17 protein-coding genes are annotated in these 14,889 nt (G+C 71.5%); 15 read left to right on the top strand and 2 right to left on the bottom strand.

The annotated features are described in order from the left end of the window. Positions 1-225: 225 nt before the first annotated feature. The 11 genes from AB0M79_RS35670 to AB0M79_RS35620 all read left to right on the top strand — a co-directional run bounded on the left by AB0M79_RS35670 (position 226) and on the right by AB0M79_RS35620 (position 6,813). On the top strand, positions 226-1,068 hold the full coding sequence (locus AB0M79_RS35670; protein ID WP_364223034.1) for an FtsK/SpoIIIE domain-containing protein: 843 nt from the start codon (positions 226-228) through the stop codon (positions 1,066-1,068). Then, on the top strand, positions 1,065-1,280 hold the full coding sequence (locus AB0M79_RS35665; protein WP_364221154.1) for a hypothetical protein: 216 nt from the start codon (positions 1,065-1,067) through the stop codon (positions 1,278-1,280). The genes AB0M79_RS35670 and AB0M79_RS35665 overlap by 4 nt, the downstream gene beginning before the upstream one ends. Positions 1,281-1,362: 82 nt before the next feature. Continuing rightward, positions 1,363-1,794: a hypothetical protein gene (locus tag AB0M79_RS35660; RefSeq protein ID WP_364223031.1), complete on the top strand. Its 432-nt coding sequence runs from the start codon at positions 1,363-1,365 to the stop codon at positions 1,792-1,794. Beyond that, positions 1,791-2,090, top strand: a complete 300-nt coding sequence (locus AB0M79_RS35655) for a hypothetical protein (protein WP_364223028.1) — start codon at positions 1,791-1,793, stop codon at positions 2,088-2,090. Before AB0M79_RS35660 ends, AB0M79_RS35655 begins: the two co-directional genes overlap by 4 nt. Beyond that, the gene (locus AB0M79_RS35650) at positions 2,087-2,467 is read left to right on the top strand and encodes an RRQRL motif-containing zinc-binding protein (protein ID WP_364223025.1); all 381 of its coding nucleotides are present in this window, start codon (positions 2,087-2,089) and stop codon (positions 2,465-2,467) included. Before AB0M79_RS35655 ends, AB0M79_RS35650 begins: the two co-directional genes overlap by 4 nt. A gap of 1 nt (position 2,468) precedes the next feature. Then, on the top strand, positions 2,469-2,759 hold the full coding sequence (locus tag AB0M79_RS35645; protein WP_364223022.1) for a hypothetical protein: 291 nt from the start codon (positions 2,469-2,471) through the stop codon (positions 2,757-2,759). Next, positions 2,746-3,465, top strand: a complete 720-nt coding sequence (locus AB0M79_RS35640) for a hypothetical protein (protein ID WP_364223019.1) — start codon at positions 2,746-2,748, stop codon at positions 3,463-3,465. Before AB0M79_RS35645 ends, AB0M79_RS35640 begins: the two co-directional genes overlap by 14 nt. Continuing rightward, complete coding sequence (locus AB0M79_RS35635; protein ID WP_364223016.1) at positions 3,462-3,740, top strand: hypothetical protein; 279 nt, start codon at positions 3,462-3,464, stop codon at positions 3,738-3,740. Before AB0M79_RS35640 ends, AB0M79_RS35635 begins: the two co-directional genes overlap by 4 nt. Next, a complete protein-coding gene (locus tag AB0M79_RS35630) occupies positions 3,740-5,491 on the top strand; it encodes a replication initiator (RefSeq protein ID WP_364223013.1) in 1,752 nt (583 codons plus the stop codon). The genes AB0M79_RS35635 and AB0M79_RS35630 overlap by 1 nt, the downstream gene beginning before the upstream one ends. Before the next feature lie 23 nt (positions 5,492-5,514). After that, a complete protein-coding gene (locus AB0M79_RS35625) occupies positions 5,515-5,706 on the top strand; it encodes a helix-turn-helix domain-containing protein (RefSeq protein WP_364223010.1) in 192 nt (63 codons plus the stop codon). After that, positions 5,707-6,813, top strand: coding sequence for a site-specific integrase (locus AB0M79_RS35620; RefSeq protein WP_364223007.1), 1,107 nt, complete (start codon positions 5,707-5,709; stop codon positions 6,811-6,813). A 20-nt stretch (positions 6,814-6,833) separates the two neighbouring features. Here AB0M79_RS35620 and ychF read toward each other — a convergent pair whose 3' ends face one another. Then, complete coding sequence (gene ychF / locus AB0M79_RS35615; protein WP_364223004.1) at positions 6,834-7,919, bottom strand: redox-regulated ATPase YchF; 1,086 nt, start codon at positions 7,917-7,919, stop codon at positions 6,834-6,836. Positions 7,920-8,045: 126 nt separating this feature from the next. On the opposite strand from ychF, the gene AB0M79_RS35610 reads away from it, so the two are divergent. The 3 genes from AB0M79_RS35610 to valS all read left to right on the top strand — a co-directional run bounded on the left by AB0M79_RS35610 (position 8,046) and on the right by valS (position 12,666). After that, positions 8,046-9,503 carry an AlkA N-terminal domain-containing protein gene (locus AB0M79_RS35610; RefSeq protein WP_364223001.1) on the top strand — a complete coding sequence of 486 codons (1,458 nt, stop codon included), beginning with the start codon at positions 8,046-8,048 and terminating at the stop codon, positions 9,501-9,503. Next, positions 9,500-9,994 (top strand): methylated-DNA--[protein]-cysteine S-methyltransferase, encoded by a 495-nt coding sequence (locus AB0M79_RS35605; RefSeq protein ID WP_364222998.1) that lies wholly within the window; start codon positions 9,500-9,502, stop codon positions 9,992-9,994. Before AB0M79_RS35610 ends, AB0M79_RS35605 begins: the two co-directional genes overlap by 4 nt. A 146-nt stretch (positions 9,995-10,140) precedes the next feature. Then, on the top strand, positions 10,141-12,666 hold the full coding sequence (valS, locus tag AB0M79_RS35600; protein WP_364223040.1) for a valine--tRNA ligase: 2,526 nt from the start codon (positions 10,141-10,143) through the stop codon (positions 12,664-12,666). A gap of 63 nt (positions 12,667-12,729) precedes the next feature. Here valS and AB0M79_RS35595 read toward each other — a convergent pair whose 3' ends face one another. Continuing rightward, positions 12,730-13,443: a hypothetical protein gene (locus tag AB0M79_RS35595; protein ID WP_364222995.1), complete on the bottom strand. Its 714-nt coding sequence runs from the start codon at positions 13,441-13,443 to the stop codon at positions 12,730-12,732. A gap of 176 nt (positions 13,444-13,619) precedes the next feature. On the opposite strand from AB0M79_RS35595, the gene AB0M79_RS35590 reads away from it, so the two are divergent. Next, the gene (locus AB0M79_RS35590) at positions 13,620-14,822 is read left to right on the top strand and encodes a DNA recombination protein RmuC (protein WP_364222992.1); all 1,203 of its coding nucleotides are present in this window, start codon (positions 13,620-13,622) and stop codon (positions 14,820-14,822) included. Positions 14,823-14,889: the final 67 nt, after the last annotated feature.

Raw genomic sequence — 14,889 nt, 5'->3', positions numbered from 1 at the left:
GTGCCGGTCGGTCTGGATCTGCCCGACGTGGCAGCCGAACCGATCACCCTCCCGACGCAGAAGCCGGCCAAGCCAGCCGCCGCCGCGTCCGCGAACGGCAAGAAGCCGGCTCCCACCTCGGGTGAAGCCGACGACCTGTCCGACTGGATCTGACCCCAAACCGGTGGCGGGGCGCCTGTCGTGGTGCTCCCGCCCCGGCCCAACCTCCACAAAGGAGAACTTCTGATGTCTGCTGCTGCCCCGGCTGTCGTGCCGGTCGGCCCGTCGCTGTCGATGTACGACCCGATCTATCTGGGCATCGACGAGTTCGGTGAACCCGTCTACCTCAACCTCGTCTACCGCAACCTGCTCGCCGGCGGCGAACCCGGCGGCGGAAAGTCCGGCCTACTCAACGCCATCGCCGCCCACGCCGCCCTGTCGGTGGACACCCGCCTCGTCCTGCTGGACGGCAAGCTCGTCGAGCTTGGCCTGTGGGCAGACGTCGCCGACGAGTTCGTCGGCCCGGACATTACCCACGCCCTGACCGTCCTACGCCGTCTTCAGACGGTGATGAACAACCGGTACGCGTGGCTGCGCGCCCACGGCCGACGCAAGATCGCCCCCGGTGACGGCATGTCCGTCATCACCGCGATCATCGACGAGATCGCGTTTTACTCCGCGACCGTGGGCAGCAAGCCCGAACAGGAAGAGTTCGTCGCACTGCTGCGTGACCTGGTCGCTCGGGGTCGTGCTGCCGGCATCCCCGTCGTCGCCGCAACTCAGCGGCCGAGCTTCGACATCATCCCGACCAGCCTGCGAGATCTGTTCGGTTACCGGGCCGCGTTCCGGTGCACCACCCCGAACACCTCGAACATCGTCCTCGGCCACGGCTGGGCCGAACAGGGCTACACCGCCACCGACATCGCCCCGACCAACCAGGGCGCCGCGTACCTGATCGCAGAAGGCGTCACGCCCCGCCGGATCAAGGTCGCCTACCTGTCCGACACCCAGATCCAGGCCATCGCGGACTACGCCGCCTGGATCCGCCGCCCCACCTCGTCACGGCTTGATTGGGAGGTCGCCGGATGAACACCAGAGAACGCGCCCGCGCCAAAGCTGACAACGCCCGCGCCGCACAGTTCACCGAACTGTGGATCATCGGCACGCCCGAGGACGTCAGCGCGATCGTCCACCAGGCATCCGCCTCCGGGCTGCTCGTATACGCCTCCGCACCCGAACGGGTGTCCCGCGAAGACCCGCGTTTCCGCCGCTACCTGCGACTGCGGACCGCACCGAAGTAGACGGCCGACAGGACCGGAACACGCCTGGCAGCAAACCCGGTCCTGCCGACCACACCACAACCCCCGAAAGGACGTGGTTGCCGTGAAGGCTACCCACCAACCACCCACCCGGGACATCACCCCGGCCGAGCTGCTGCGCAACGCCGCTGTCTACCTCGACCGCCACGGCTGGCACCAAGGCTTCCTCCTCGACCTCGACGCCGACACCCCGTACCCGCCCGCCTGTGCCATGGGCGCCATCCGCATGGCCGCCACCGGCAACGCCGACGACGTCACCACCGCCACTATCCCGGCCGACGACTACACCGCCTGCCTCATCGCACAGGCGATCCTGGCCAACCACCTCGAACCCGACTACGACCACACCACCGACATCGAAGCCGACCTCAACTTCGAGGTCATCAGCGACTGGAACGACGACACCGAACGCGCCCGCGACGACGTCACCACCGCCCTCCGAGACGCCGCCGACATCTGGGACCGTCAGCACCCCGCCGGGGGTGGAAACGCATGAACGGCGTCAACGACCGCTTGACACCCCTCCGGCCCGCACCGCGCCGCCGGACCGTCGTCGAGAACGACGAATTCGCCGCCTTCACCCGACGCATCATCGCCGCCCACGGTCGCCGCGTCGCCACCGGAGACGTCGAAGCCCTCCGCGACCTCGTCGCCCTGTCCGAAACCCTTGACAACGCCATCGGACAGGCCGTCATCGGCCTACGTGCCTTCGGCTACTCCTGGGCCGAGATCGGCACCCGACTCGGCATCTCCCGCCAGGCCGCCCAACAGCGCTGGGGCGGCACCCCATGACCGACATCCTCACCGAACGGACCGCGATCCCGGTCGAGTTCTACGACCCGCACGGCACCCGCTACGGCTTCCCGACCTTCCCCTACCGGGGAGCACCTGACGGGCTGGCGACCATCCGGCAACTGCGCGCCGCCGGCCTACGCCCCGGCGGACACGACCCGGTAGCCCAGATCTTCTGGCGTCACCGTTCCGGCCGTCGTGTCGCCTACCTCTACCGCGTCGACCTGGCCAAGCCGAAGCGCACCGCCACCCCCGCACAGCGCGTGGCGATCGGTCGGGCGCTGCTGGCCCGCCGTACCTGCACCACCTGCGACCAGGTCAAGCCCTACTACATCCCCCGCCGCCACGGCGAATGCCTCGACTGCATCGGGAGCTGACATGTCCTTCCACCTTGCCGACCCCTGCCTGTGGTGCATCGACGGCAACACCCCCGCCGGCATCCACGGCGTCCTCAACGAGGTCTACCGCCCCTGCCCCGCCTGCCTGAACCCCTGCCCCATCTGCGACGGAGAGGGCATCTTCCCCGCCGAATACACCTGCCTGCACTGCCTTGCCGACCGGCTCGCCCGCCTCGGCCTGGCCCCGGTCCTGTGCCACGGCTGCCTCGGCGTCATCGACCTCATCCCCGGAGACACCACCCAGGAGGCGACCTGCGATGTCGAACACTAGAACCCACCGCGTCGAAGGCCTAGTCCTAGTCCTCATCCTGCTCACCGTCGCCGGATTCGCTGGCGCCGCATCGTTCACCCACGTCAAGGACTGGACCCTCGACAACAGCCCCGCCGGTACCGGCGAGTGGTTCGGCTGGGCCAACGCCGTCATCAGCGAACTGGTCCCCATCGCCGCGCTGCTCACCATCCGTCGACGCCGCCGCACCGGCCAGCCCATCGGCTACCCCATGTTCCTACTCATCGCCGCCGCCGGTCTCTCCCTCGCCGCACAACTCGCGGTTGCCAAACCCGGCCCGTCCGGCTGGCTGCTGTCCGCCGTACCCGCCCTGGCCTTCATGGCCCTGGCCAAACTCGTCCTTTCCACCACCCCGGCCGCCAACACCGAAACCGAAACGGAAACGCCGACGAAGATCGAAGCCCCGATCTCGGCCAATGTCCTCGACGAGCCCGCCGACCCGGCCCCGCCCGTCGTCGACGAGCCGCCGGCCGTACTGCCGGCCATCACCGCCACGACGGAACCCGTCACCGTTCCGCCGCACCTGGTACCCACCGCCCGGTTCGTCGTGGTCAACCACGAACAGACCACCGGACGCCCCATCACCGCCGACGAACTCGCCGTACGGATGAGCATCACCCCGGCCGTCGCCGGACACCTCCTCGACACCGTCAACACCCCCGCCGCCCTGAACGGCAGCGGCCGATGACCATCTACCTCGTCGACCTGGAACGGGTGTTACACACCTGCCCGGCTCACCCGGAGCCGCACCCGTACGACATCCGACGCACCGTCGTCGCTGTCATCCCCGGCGGTCCCTGCCGGGCACCGGTCACCGTCCGCTGCGGCGCACAGACCGTCCAGATCCCGTGCCACCGGCACGAACCGGAAAAGCGCCAGTGCGGCGCCTGCCGGGTCATCGTCACCGAACGCACCATCACCGACATCACCACCGGCACCCGTCCCGCGCAGGACGTTGCCTGATGGTGTCGACGCTGGACCTCACCCCCCGTGCCGCTCTGGCCCGGGGGGTGGGCTCGAACGCTGACACCCCACCCGCCGACTACACCGCCGCCGGCTCTGCCCTCCTGCGTGCCGGACAGCCGGACTACTTTCGCTGGCTCGACCACGTCCGTGCCGCCGCCGGCTGCACCCGCCCCGTCCGCCTGACCGGCCACCTGTTCACCGTCGAAACGGGTACCGGTCGTCTGCTGGACGAGCGGCACACCGACCGCCTTCCCGACGCCGCGATCTACAAGGCGTGCGGCAACCGACGCGCGACCGTCTGCCCGGCCTGCGCCGCCGTCTACCAGGCCGACGCCTACCAGCTGCTGCGCGCCGGCCTCGTCGGCGGGAAGAGCGTGCCCGAATCGGTCACCCGTCATCCAGCGGTGTTCGCCACCTTCACCGCCCCGTCGTTCGGCACCGTCCACACCCGCACCGTCCGCGCCCACACCTGCACCAACCGGAAACGCTGTGACTGCCGGCCCGACCCGTGCCACCCCCGCCGCGACACCGGCCTGTGCCGCCACGGTCGCCCGGCCGTCTGCTGGGCACGCCACGAACTCGGCGACGAGGTGCTGTCCCGACCGTTGTGCCTGGACTGCTACGACCACGACCACCAGGCCGTCTGGAACGCCTTCACCGGCGAACTCTGGCGCCGCACCAAACCCATCGCCGAACGCCACCTCAACCAGATCGCCCGCCGACACGGCGTGGCTGACGTCCTGGTCACCACCGCCAGTGGCAAAACCCGCCGCGTCCCACCCGTCCGCCTCTCCCACGGCAAGGCCGCGGAGTTCCAGGCGCGAGCCGCAGTGCACTTCCACACACTGATCCGCGCCGACGGCGTCGACCCCGCAGACCCGACCGCCGTCGTCCCTCCCCCGCCGGTCATCACCGTCGACGACGTCGTCCAGGCCGTCACCCTCGCCGCCCAACGCGCCACCTACACCACCCCGGCCCACCCAGACCGCCCGCAAGGCTGGCATGTGCTGTGGGGCGAACAGCTCGACGTCCGCCCGATCAGCCTCACCGGCGGCGAGGTCACCGACGGGATGGCCGCCGGCTACCTCGCCAAGTACGCAACCAAGAGCACCGAATCCACCGGCCACCGCTCCACCCGCCTCGACGCCGACACCATCGCAGACCACGCCGACCCCGACGGCGACCACACCGCCCGCCTCATCGACGCCTGCTGGCGCCTCGGCCGACCCACCGGCACCCCGCAACCTCTGTCCAGTCGGCCCCGCGCCCCCCGACCGGAACCCGGCTTCGAACAGCCGTGGAACTGCCCCGACTGCGGCACCCGCACCCGCTACCGCGCCTGCCCCGTCTGCGTCGCCGAACGTCAAGCCGCCCTTGACACCGAACCGACGAACCCGGCCAGCGGCAACCCGTACGCCCGGCTGCGCAGGTGGGCTCACATGCTCGGCTACGGCGGCCACTTCCTCACCAAAGCACGCCGCTACTCGGTCACCTTCCAACTCCTGCGTGACACCCGCATCACCTACCGCCGCCACGAGGACCAGGCCGCCGAGCAGCGGCCCGCCGTCGACGAGCCCGACACCGCTGTCGTCGGCGTCCTGACCTTCACCGGCGCCGGCTGGCACACCACCGGAGACGCCCTCCTCGCCAACACTGCCGCCGCCCTCGCCCGCGACCGACAACGCACCGCCCGCGAAGAACTCGCCCACGAACTCTGCACCAATCCGGGGCTGTCCCGGGCCGCATAGCTCACGACAAAGAGGAGAGGACATTGTCAAGCCGGGAATCAACGGCCAACGAACTGTGGTCGATAGAGGAAGTGTCGACGTACCTGCGTGTGCCGGTCGGAACCTTGTACCAGTGGCGCTACCGCCGCACCGGGCCACGCGCCTTCAAGGTCGGCCGTCACCTGCGCTACGCCCCCACCGACGTCCGCTCCTGGCTGGCCAGGCAGGCGGCCTGAATGGGCAGCGTTGAGAAGCGTGTCCGTGAGGGCAAGGTGACCTACCTCGCCCGGTGGCGCGACGACGCCCGCCGCCAGCGGAAGCGTTCGTTTACCCGCAAGTTCGACGCTGACCGCTTTCTTGCCCAGGTTGAGGCCGATATCCTGCGGGGCCAGTACGTCGACCCGTCTGACAAGACCACCGTGGTCGAGTACGCCCGCCGCTGGGCTGCCGGCCGTGCCCACCGGCCCACCACCGCCCGCCGGGTTGCCAGCCTGATCGAGACCCACATCGCCGGGAACCCGCTCGGCTCCCGCCGCCTGGCAGCGGTGGTGCCCTCCGAAGTCCAGGCCTGGGCTGCCGACCGCGCAAAGGTGCTGGCTCCGTCGACCCTGCGCAACCTCGTCGGGCTGCTTCGCTCGATCTATGCGGCGGCAGTGCTGGATCGCCTCGTCGGCCGCTCTCCGGTGGTCCGGGTCAGTCTGCCGTCAGCCCATCGGGAACGGGTTGTGCCGCTCACCGTCGACCAGGTGCGTGCGCTTGCCGACGCCATGCCCGCCCGCAACCGCGCAATGGTGCTCACTCAGGCTGGCTTGGGTCTGCGCCTCGGTGAACTGCTCGCGCTGCGCACTCAGGATATCGACTTCACCGCACGCCTGGTGCGAATCGAGTGGCAGTTCGCGCCGCAGTCCAAGGTGCGGACGGAACCCAAGACGCCTCGGTCTCGCCGTACCGTGCCACTGCCCCAGGTTGTCGCGGACGCTCTCCGCGCACACGTGGCGGACTCCCCGCCCGGCGATGACGGCACCATCTTCACGACCCGGTTCGCCGGCCCGTATCGGCACGACTACTACGGCTCGGTCATATTCGGCGCGGCGGTCCGCAAGGCCGGGCTACCGAAGAGCACCACCAGCCACGACCTGCGCCACCACTACGCCTCGGTGCTGCTGATGCAGGGTGAATCGGTCATCACGGTCGCCGAGCGGCTAGGGCACGAGAACGCGACCCTGGTGCTGTCGACGTACGGGCATCTGATGCCGGACTCTGAGGAGCGCACCCGCCGAGCCGTCGATGAGGCGTGGGGTTGTGCCCCCGATGTGCCCCAGGGTGAGGACACAGACTCCTGACCTCGGGAAACCGGCCGGCTTCAGACGTTGAAGCGGAACTCGACGACGTCGCCGTCCTGCATGACGTAGTCCTTGCCCTCGATCCGGACCTTGCCCGCCGCCTTGGCGGCCGACATCGAGCCGGCGGCGACCAGGTCGTCGAAGGAGACGACCTCGGCCTTGATGAAGCCGCGCTGGAAGTCGGAGTGGATGACGCCGGCGGCCTCCGGCGCGGTCGCGCCGATCGGGATCGTCCAGGCCCGGGCCTCCTTCGGCCCGGCGGTCAGGTAGGTCTGCAGGCCCAGCGTCCGGAAGCCGACCCGGATGAGCTGGTGCAGGCCGGGCTCGGCCTGGCCGATCGACTCCAGCAGTTCGCGGGCCTCCTCCTCGGGCAGGTCGATCAGCTCCGACTCGACCTTGGCGTCCATGAAGACCGCCTCGGCCGGGGCGACCAGCGCCCGCAGCTCGTCGAGGAAGGCCGCGTTGCCGAGTTCGGCCTCGTCGACGTTGAAGACGTAGAGGAAGGGCTTGGTGGTGAGCAGGTGCAGCTCGCGCAGCTCGGCGAGGTCGATGCCGGCCTTGGCCGCGCCGGCGTAGAGCGTGGTGCCGCCGTCGAGGAGTTCGGCGGCCTGCTTGGCGGCGGCGGCGATCCCGGCCCGCTCCTTGCGTACCCTGGCCTCCTTCTCCAGCCTCGGCAGCGCCTTCTCGAGGGTCTGGAGGTCGGCGAGGATCAGCTCGGTGTTGATCGTCTCGATGTCGTCGGCCGGCGACACCTTGCCGTCGACGTGCACGACGTTCGGGTCGGAGAAGGCGCGTACGACCTGGCAGATCGCCGAGGCGTCGCGGATGTTGGCGAGGAAGGCGTTGCCCCGCCCCTGCCCCTTCGAGGCCCCGCGCACCAGGCCGGCGATGTCGACGAACGAGACCGGCGCCGGGATGATCTTCTGCGATCCGTGGATCTCGGCGAGCTTCTCCAGCCTGGGGTCGGGCAGCCCGACGACACCGACGTTGGGCTCGATGGTGGCGAACGGGTAGTTCGCGGCGAGCACGTCGTTCTTGGTCAGGGCGTTGAACAGGGTGCTCTTGCCGACGTTGGGCAGGCCGACGATGCCAAGCGAGAGGGTCACGTCGTCCGATCCTACGGAAGCCCGCGGGGCACCCGCGCAGGCAGCACCGGGTGGCCGCCGGGACCGGCACGATCAGGTCCGATTTCCGCGAGTCACCCGGCCCACCGGCGAGGCAGGATCGATGGCGTGGACCTGGACTTCGAACGGTGCTACCGGGCGGTCGACAGCCGTGACCAGCGGTTCGACGGCCGGTTCTACACCGGTGTCACCTCGACCGGCATCTACTGCCGGCCGTCCTGCCCGGCGGTCACCCCGAAGCGGGAGAACGTCGGCTTCTACCCGTCGGCGGCGGCGGCCCAGCGCGCCGGCCTGCGGGCCTGCAAGCGTTGCCGGCCGGACGCCTCCCCCGGCTCGCCGGACTGGGACGTCCGCGCCGACCTGGTCGGCCGGGCGATGCGGCTGATCGGCGACGGGGTGGTCGACCGCGACGGGGTGCCGGGCCTGGCCCGCCGGCTCGGCTACACCGAACGGCACCTGGGCCGGATGCTCACCGAGCAGTTGGGCGCCGGCCCGCTGGCGCTGGCCCGGGCCCAGCGCGCCCAGACCGCCCGGATCCTGGTCGAGACGACCGACCTGGGCCTCGCCGAGATCGCGTTCGCCGCCGGATTCGGCAGCGTACGGCAGTTCAACGACACGATCCGTGAGGTGTACGGGACGGCACCGTCCGGCCTGCGGGACAGCGCCCGGCGGCGGCCCGGCCCGGAACCGGCCGGCGGGGCGATCGCGCTGCGGCTGGCGTACCGGTCGCCGCTGCACGCCGGGGCGTTGCTGGACTTCCTGCGGCTGCGGGCGCTGCCCGGCGTGGAGGAGATGGAAGGCGACACGTACCGGCGCGGGCTGCGGCTGCCGCACGGACTCGCCACGGTCGAACTGACGCCGCGCCCCGGGCACGTGGCGGCGACGCTGCGGCTCGCCGACGTACGCGATCTCGCCCCGGCGGTGGCCCGCTGCCGCCGGCTGCTCGACCTCGACGCCGACCCGGAGGCGGTCGACGGCACGCTCGCCGCCGACCCGGCGCTGGCCGGGGCGGTCGCGGCCGAACCCGGCGTACGCGTGCCACGCTCCGTCGACGGCTTCGAGATGGCGGTACGCGCGATCGTCGGCCAGCAGGTTTCGGTCTCCGGTGCCCGTACGGTGCTGACCCGCCTGGTACGGGCGGCCACGCCGGACGGGGCCGGCGAGGGGTTGGTGCCGTTCCCGTCCCCGGAGCGGCTGCTCGACCTGCCCGACGAGGTGTACGCGATGCCGGCGGCCCGGCGGGAGACGATCCGGACCCTCGCGGCGGCCGTCGCCGGCGGCACCGTCGACCTCGATCCGGGTGCCGACCGGGCGGAGACCGTACGCCGGCTGACCGAGCTGCCCGGGATCGGCCCGTGGACCGCCGGGTACGTCGCGATGCGCGCGATCGGCGACCCGGACACGTTCCTTCCCACCGACCTCGCCGTACGCCGGGGAGCCGTCGCGCTCGGCCTGCCCGGTGAGGCGAAGGCGCTCGACGCGTACGCGGCCCGGTTCCGGCCGTGGCGGTCGTATGCCGTGATCAGACTGTGGCGCGCCGCGCCGGACAAGGGAGTCACCTCATGAACAGCAGCACCATCGACACGCCGGCCGGGCCGCTGACCATCCTCGCGAGCCCGGACGGGGCGGTCCGCGCGGCCGGCTTCACCACCGACGTCCCGGCCCTGCTGGCGCTGGTGCACCCGGACCTGCGGGCCGAACCACGGCCGCGACCGGACCTCGGGCCGGTGACCGCGGCGGTCCGGGCCTACCTGGACGGCGACCTGACCGCGATCGACGCGGTGCCGGTCGAGCAGCGCACCGGCGGCGCCTTCATGGCCCACGCGTGGGAGACGCTGCGCCAGGTGAAGCCGGGCGGGCCGGTCACCTACACCAATTACGCGGAGTTGTCCGGGCGGCCGGCCGCCGTACGGGCCGCGGCGGCGGCCTGCGCCCGTAACGCCGCCGCCCTGTTCGTGCCGTGCCACCGGGTGCTACGCACCGACGGCACGCTCGGCGGCTACCGCTGGGGCCTGCCGGTCAAGCGCTGGCTGCTGGACCACGAGGCCGCCGGATAACGAGGTCGCTGCCATCCGGGGGCGAACGTAGCATCGGGCGCATGACTGATACGGGCATGACCGAGCGAAGCGAGGGAATCAGCCAGCTCAGTTCAAAAGGCGTAGCCGCCGAGCGGAGCGAGGTGGGTACGCCCGCGCGCGCCGGGATTCCCGAACGTCCGACCCTGGACGGCATCGAGGAGACCTGGTCGCGGCGTTGGCAGGAGGCGGGCACGTATGCGTTCGACCGGTCGAAGGACCGCTCGGACGTATACGCGATCGACACACCTCCGCCCACCGTATCGGGCGAACTGCACATGGGGCACGTCTTCTCCTACACGCACACCGACACCGTCGCCCGCTACCAGCGGATGCGGGGCCGCACCGTCTTCTACCCGATGGGCTGGGACGACAACGGCCTGCCGACCGAGCGCCGGGTGCAGAACGTGTACGGGGTGCGCTGCGACCCGTCGCTGCCGTACGACCCGGCGTGGCAGCCGCCGGCGACGCCGATCGGCGCCGAACTGCGGAAGAACCCGGTGTCGATCTCGCGGCGCAACTTCGTGGAGTTGTGCGAGCGGCTGACCGTCGAGGACGAGAAGGTGTTCGAGGCGCTGTGGCGGCGGCTCGGGCTGAGCGTCGACTGGTCGCTGACGTACACGACCATCGGGCCGGTGGCCCGGGCCACCTCGCAGCGGGCGTTCCTGCGCAACCTGGCGCGCGGCGAGGCGTACTCGGCGCAGGCACCGACGCTGTGGGACGTCGGCTTCGGCACCGCGGTCGCCCAGGCCGAGTTGGAGGACCGGGAGCGGCCGGGCGCCTACCACCGGCTGCGGTTCCACGGCCCGGCCGGGCCGGTCGAGATCGACACCACCCGGCCGGAACTGCTGCCGGCCTGCGTGGCGCTGGTCTGCCACCCGTCCGACGGGCGCTACGCGGACCTGGTCGGCCGCACGGTGCGTACGCCGTTGTTCGACGTCGAGGTGCCGGTGCACGCCCATCCGCTCGCCGACCCGGAGAAGGGCACCGGTCTGGTGATGGTGTGCACCTTCGGTGACCTGACCGACGTGACCTGGTGGCGGGAACTGCGCCTGGACACCCGGGTCGTGATCGGGCGGGACGGCCGGCTGCTGCCGCAGGCCCCGCCCGGGGTGCCGGCCGGGCCGTACGCGCCGATCGCCGGCTCGTCGGTCAACGCCGCCCGGCGGGAGATCGTCGCCCGGCTGGCCGCCTCCGGCGACCTGGTCGGCGAGCCACGGCCGATCACCCATCCGGTGAAGTTCTACGAGCGCGGCGACTCGCCGCTGGAGATCGTGTCGACCCGGCAGTGGTACATCCGCAACGGCGGCCGGGACGCGGATCTGCGGGAGGAGTTGCTGGCCCGGGGCCGGGAGCTGAACTGGGTGCCGGCGCACATGTGGCACCGCTACGAGCACTGGGTGGGCGGCCTCACCGGCGACTGGCTGGTCAGCCGGCAGCGGTTCTTCGGCGTGCCGGTGCCGGTCTGGTACCGGCTCGACGACGCTGGCGAGCCGGACCTGGCCCACCCTCTCACGCCCGACGAGTCGCTGCTACCGATCGACCCGACCTCGGACGTGCCGGCCGGATACACCGAGGCGCAGCGTGGGCGGCCGGGCGGGTTCGCCGCCGACCCGGACGTCATGGACACCTGGGCCACCTCGTCGCTCTCGCCGCAGATCGTCGGCGGCTGGGAGACCAATCCGGACCTGTTCGCCCGGGTGTTCCCGATGGATCTGCGTCCGCAGGGGCAGGAGATCATCCGTACCTGGTTGTTCTCCTCGGTCGTGCGGTCCCACCTGGAGCACGGCGTGCTGCCGTGGCGGGACGCGGTGCTGTCCGGCTGGATCCTCGATCCGGACCGCAAGAAGATGTCGAAGAGCAAGGGCAACGTGGTCACCCCGATGGCGCTGCTGGAGCAGCACGGGTCGGACGCGGTGCGCTACTGGGCGGCGAACGGCCGGCCCGGAACGGACCTGGCGTTCGACCCCGGCCAGATCAAGGTCGGCCGGCGACTGGCGACGAAACTGCTCAACGCGTCGAAGTTCGCCCTCGGGCTCGGCGCCGCCGACGCGCTGCGCGCCGAGGTGACACAGCCGCTGGACCGGTCGATGCTGGCCGGGTTGTCCGAGGTCGTGGCCGCCGCGAGCGCGGCGTTCGACGCGTACGACCACACCGCCGCACTGCAGGCCACCGAGGCGTTCTTCTGGACGTTCTGCGACGACTACATCGAGTTGGTCAAGGAACGTGCCTACGGCTCGGGGCCGGCGGCCGACTCGGCGCGGGCGGCGCTGGCCACCGCCCTGTCGGTGCAGCTACGGCTGTTCGCGCCGGTGCTGCCGTACGTGACCGAGGAGGTGTGGTCCTGGTGGCGGTACGGGTCGGTGCACCGGTCGCCGTGGCCGACGACGTACGAGGTGCGCCGGGCCGCGCAGGACGGTGACGCCGACCTGTTGCGGCTCGCCGGTGCGGCGCTGACCCAGGTCCGGCGGGCCAAGTCGGAGCGCAAGCTGTCGATGCGTACGGACGTGCCACTGGCGGAGGTGCTCGGCCCGGCGGCGATGCTGGAGCGGTTGGCGCTGGTCGGGGACGACCTGCGGGCGGCGGGCCGGATCGGCAAGCTGGACTTCCTGCCGGACCGCACCACCGAACTCGTGGTGGCCTGCGCGTTCTGACGACCGGGTGTGGGCCGCGCCGGACCGGTTTCCGGCGCGGCCCGCCTCGACGACCCGCGCGGGTCACCAGCCGCGCACGAAGCGCAGCCCGAGCAGGAAGGTGACCACGGCCGGTCCGACGAGCAGGGCGATCGCCTGTAGGCGGTACTGCATGCGGTGCCGGACGAGTTCCAGCGCGTTGAAGAAGACGATGACGGCGGCGAGCATCATGAACCCGCCCCACCAGTGGACCCCGGTCAGCTCCACCCAGTCCAGGACGATCAGTTGGAGGGTGATGCCGACCGCCGCCCCGGTCGACGCCAGCATCGCGACCACCCGGTGCAGCCCGCGGGCCAGCGGATGCTCCAACTGCCAGCCGTACGTGCCGGCGACGGCCAGGCAGGGCAGCACGACCATCAGCGGCCAGCCCCGGCTCATCACGCCGAACATCAGCAGCGCGCCGACGGCGAAGACGAGGCCGCCGACGCAGGCGATGACGTAGCCGGCGAAGGCCCGGTTGCCGCCCCGGACGACCAGGGGACCGCCGGTGGCGGCGATCAGCGCGCCGGGTACCAGCACGAAGCCGGCCCACCAGTGGAACTGGCCGAGGGCCTGGGACGCCGAGTTGACCGCTATCACGGCGAGGGCGGCGACGACCGCCCCGCCGATCCAGCCGGCGGCGGTCCGCCGGGACCGTCCGGGCCGCTGGCCGGACGCGGGCCGGCGGCCGGTCGGGGTACGGGTGCCGGGCCGCTCCGGGCCGGTGGGCGACTGGTCGGCCGACGGTCGGGTCTCCACACTCACACCTGCGAACTCTGCCTCTTCCGGCCCGGGGGCGCCATCCGGCTAGCCCTACCCGACGGTTCGGGTTGTCCGGTCCGGGCGAACCCGGATGCGGGCCGATACCGCAGAACCGACGGTACGGGTCACCGGCTCCCGGCGCTGCGACTTCCGGCGGTACGGGTCCGTTTGGCATGCTCCACCGGGTGGAGCCCTCGACACTGGCCGTGATCGTCGTCTGTCTGGCCGCCGGCGCCGCGCTGGGGTGGTTCGCCGCCCGGGCCCGGTCGGCGACCGAGATCGCCCGGCTCGACGCCACGCTGCGGGCGACCCGCGACGGCGAGGGCCGGCTGGAGCAGTCGATGCGGGCGCTGTCGTACGAGGCGACCGCGCAGTCGCAGGAGGCGGTGGCGCGGGCGGTCGCGCCGCTGCACGACACGTTGCGCCGGTACGAGCAGCGGGTCACCGAGCTGGAGCACGACCGCGTCGACGCGTACGCCGAACTGCGTGAGCAGGTCCGCTCGATGAGTCAGGTCTCCGGCGAATTGCGGACCGAGACCAAGCAGCTGGTGGCGGCGCTGCGGGCGCCGCAGGTACGCGGCCGGTGGGGCGAGCACCAGTTGCGGCGGATCGTCGAGGCGGCCGGGATGCTGGAGCACTGCGACTTCTCGGAGCAGGTGACCGGCACCACCGACGAGCGGCTGGTCCGCCCCGACCTGGTCGTGCGTCTCCACGGTGGACGGTCGGTGGTGGTCGACGCGAAGGCGCCGTTCGACGCGTACCTGTCGGCGATGGAGGCGCGCGACGAGCGGGGTCGTGACACGCACCTCGACGCGCATGCCCGGCACCTGCGGGCGCACGTCGACGCGTTGGCGGCGAAGTCGTACTGGGCGGCGTTCGACCAGGCGCCGGAGTTCGTGGTGCTTTTCGTGCCCGCCGACCCGTTCCTCGACGTGGCGTTGCAGCGTGATCCGGCGCTGCTGGAGCACGCGTTCGCCCGCGACGTCGTGCTGGCGACCCCGGCGACGCTGGTGGCCCTGCTGCGGACGGTCGCCTACTCGTGGCGGCAGGAGGCGCTGGCCCGCAACGCGGTGGCGGTGCACTCGCTGGCCCGGGAGTTGTACGGCCGACTGTCCACGTTGGGTGACCACGTGTCGAAACTGGGTGCGTCACTCGGCTCGGCGGTGACCGCCTACAACCGGGCGGTGGGTTCGCTGGAGGCGCGGGTGCTGGTGAGCGCACGCAAGCTGGCCGATCTCGGGGTGTCCGGCGACGAGTTGCCGGCACCGGCGCAGGTCGAGGTGACACCCCGGCAGGCGCAGGCTCCGGAACTGGTCGATCAGCCGATGGCGGTACGCCTGCCCGAACCGGCCCGTGGGTCCGACCGAACACACTGATCAGTCGCTCAGGACAGTTTTCCACGGTGGAGTGTCGCCTTTCCGACGGCGGCCGGCGGCCGATCCA

The organism is Polymorphospora sp. NPDC051019 (genome assembly GCF_040683055.1).
GTDB lineage: Bacteria > Actinomycetota > Actinomycetes > Mycobacteriales > Micromonosporaceae > Polymorphospora > Polymorphospora lycopeni.
Note: the sequence above shows the minus strand (reverse complement) of the source record. Positions and strands in the feature narration are given on the sequence as shown.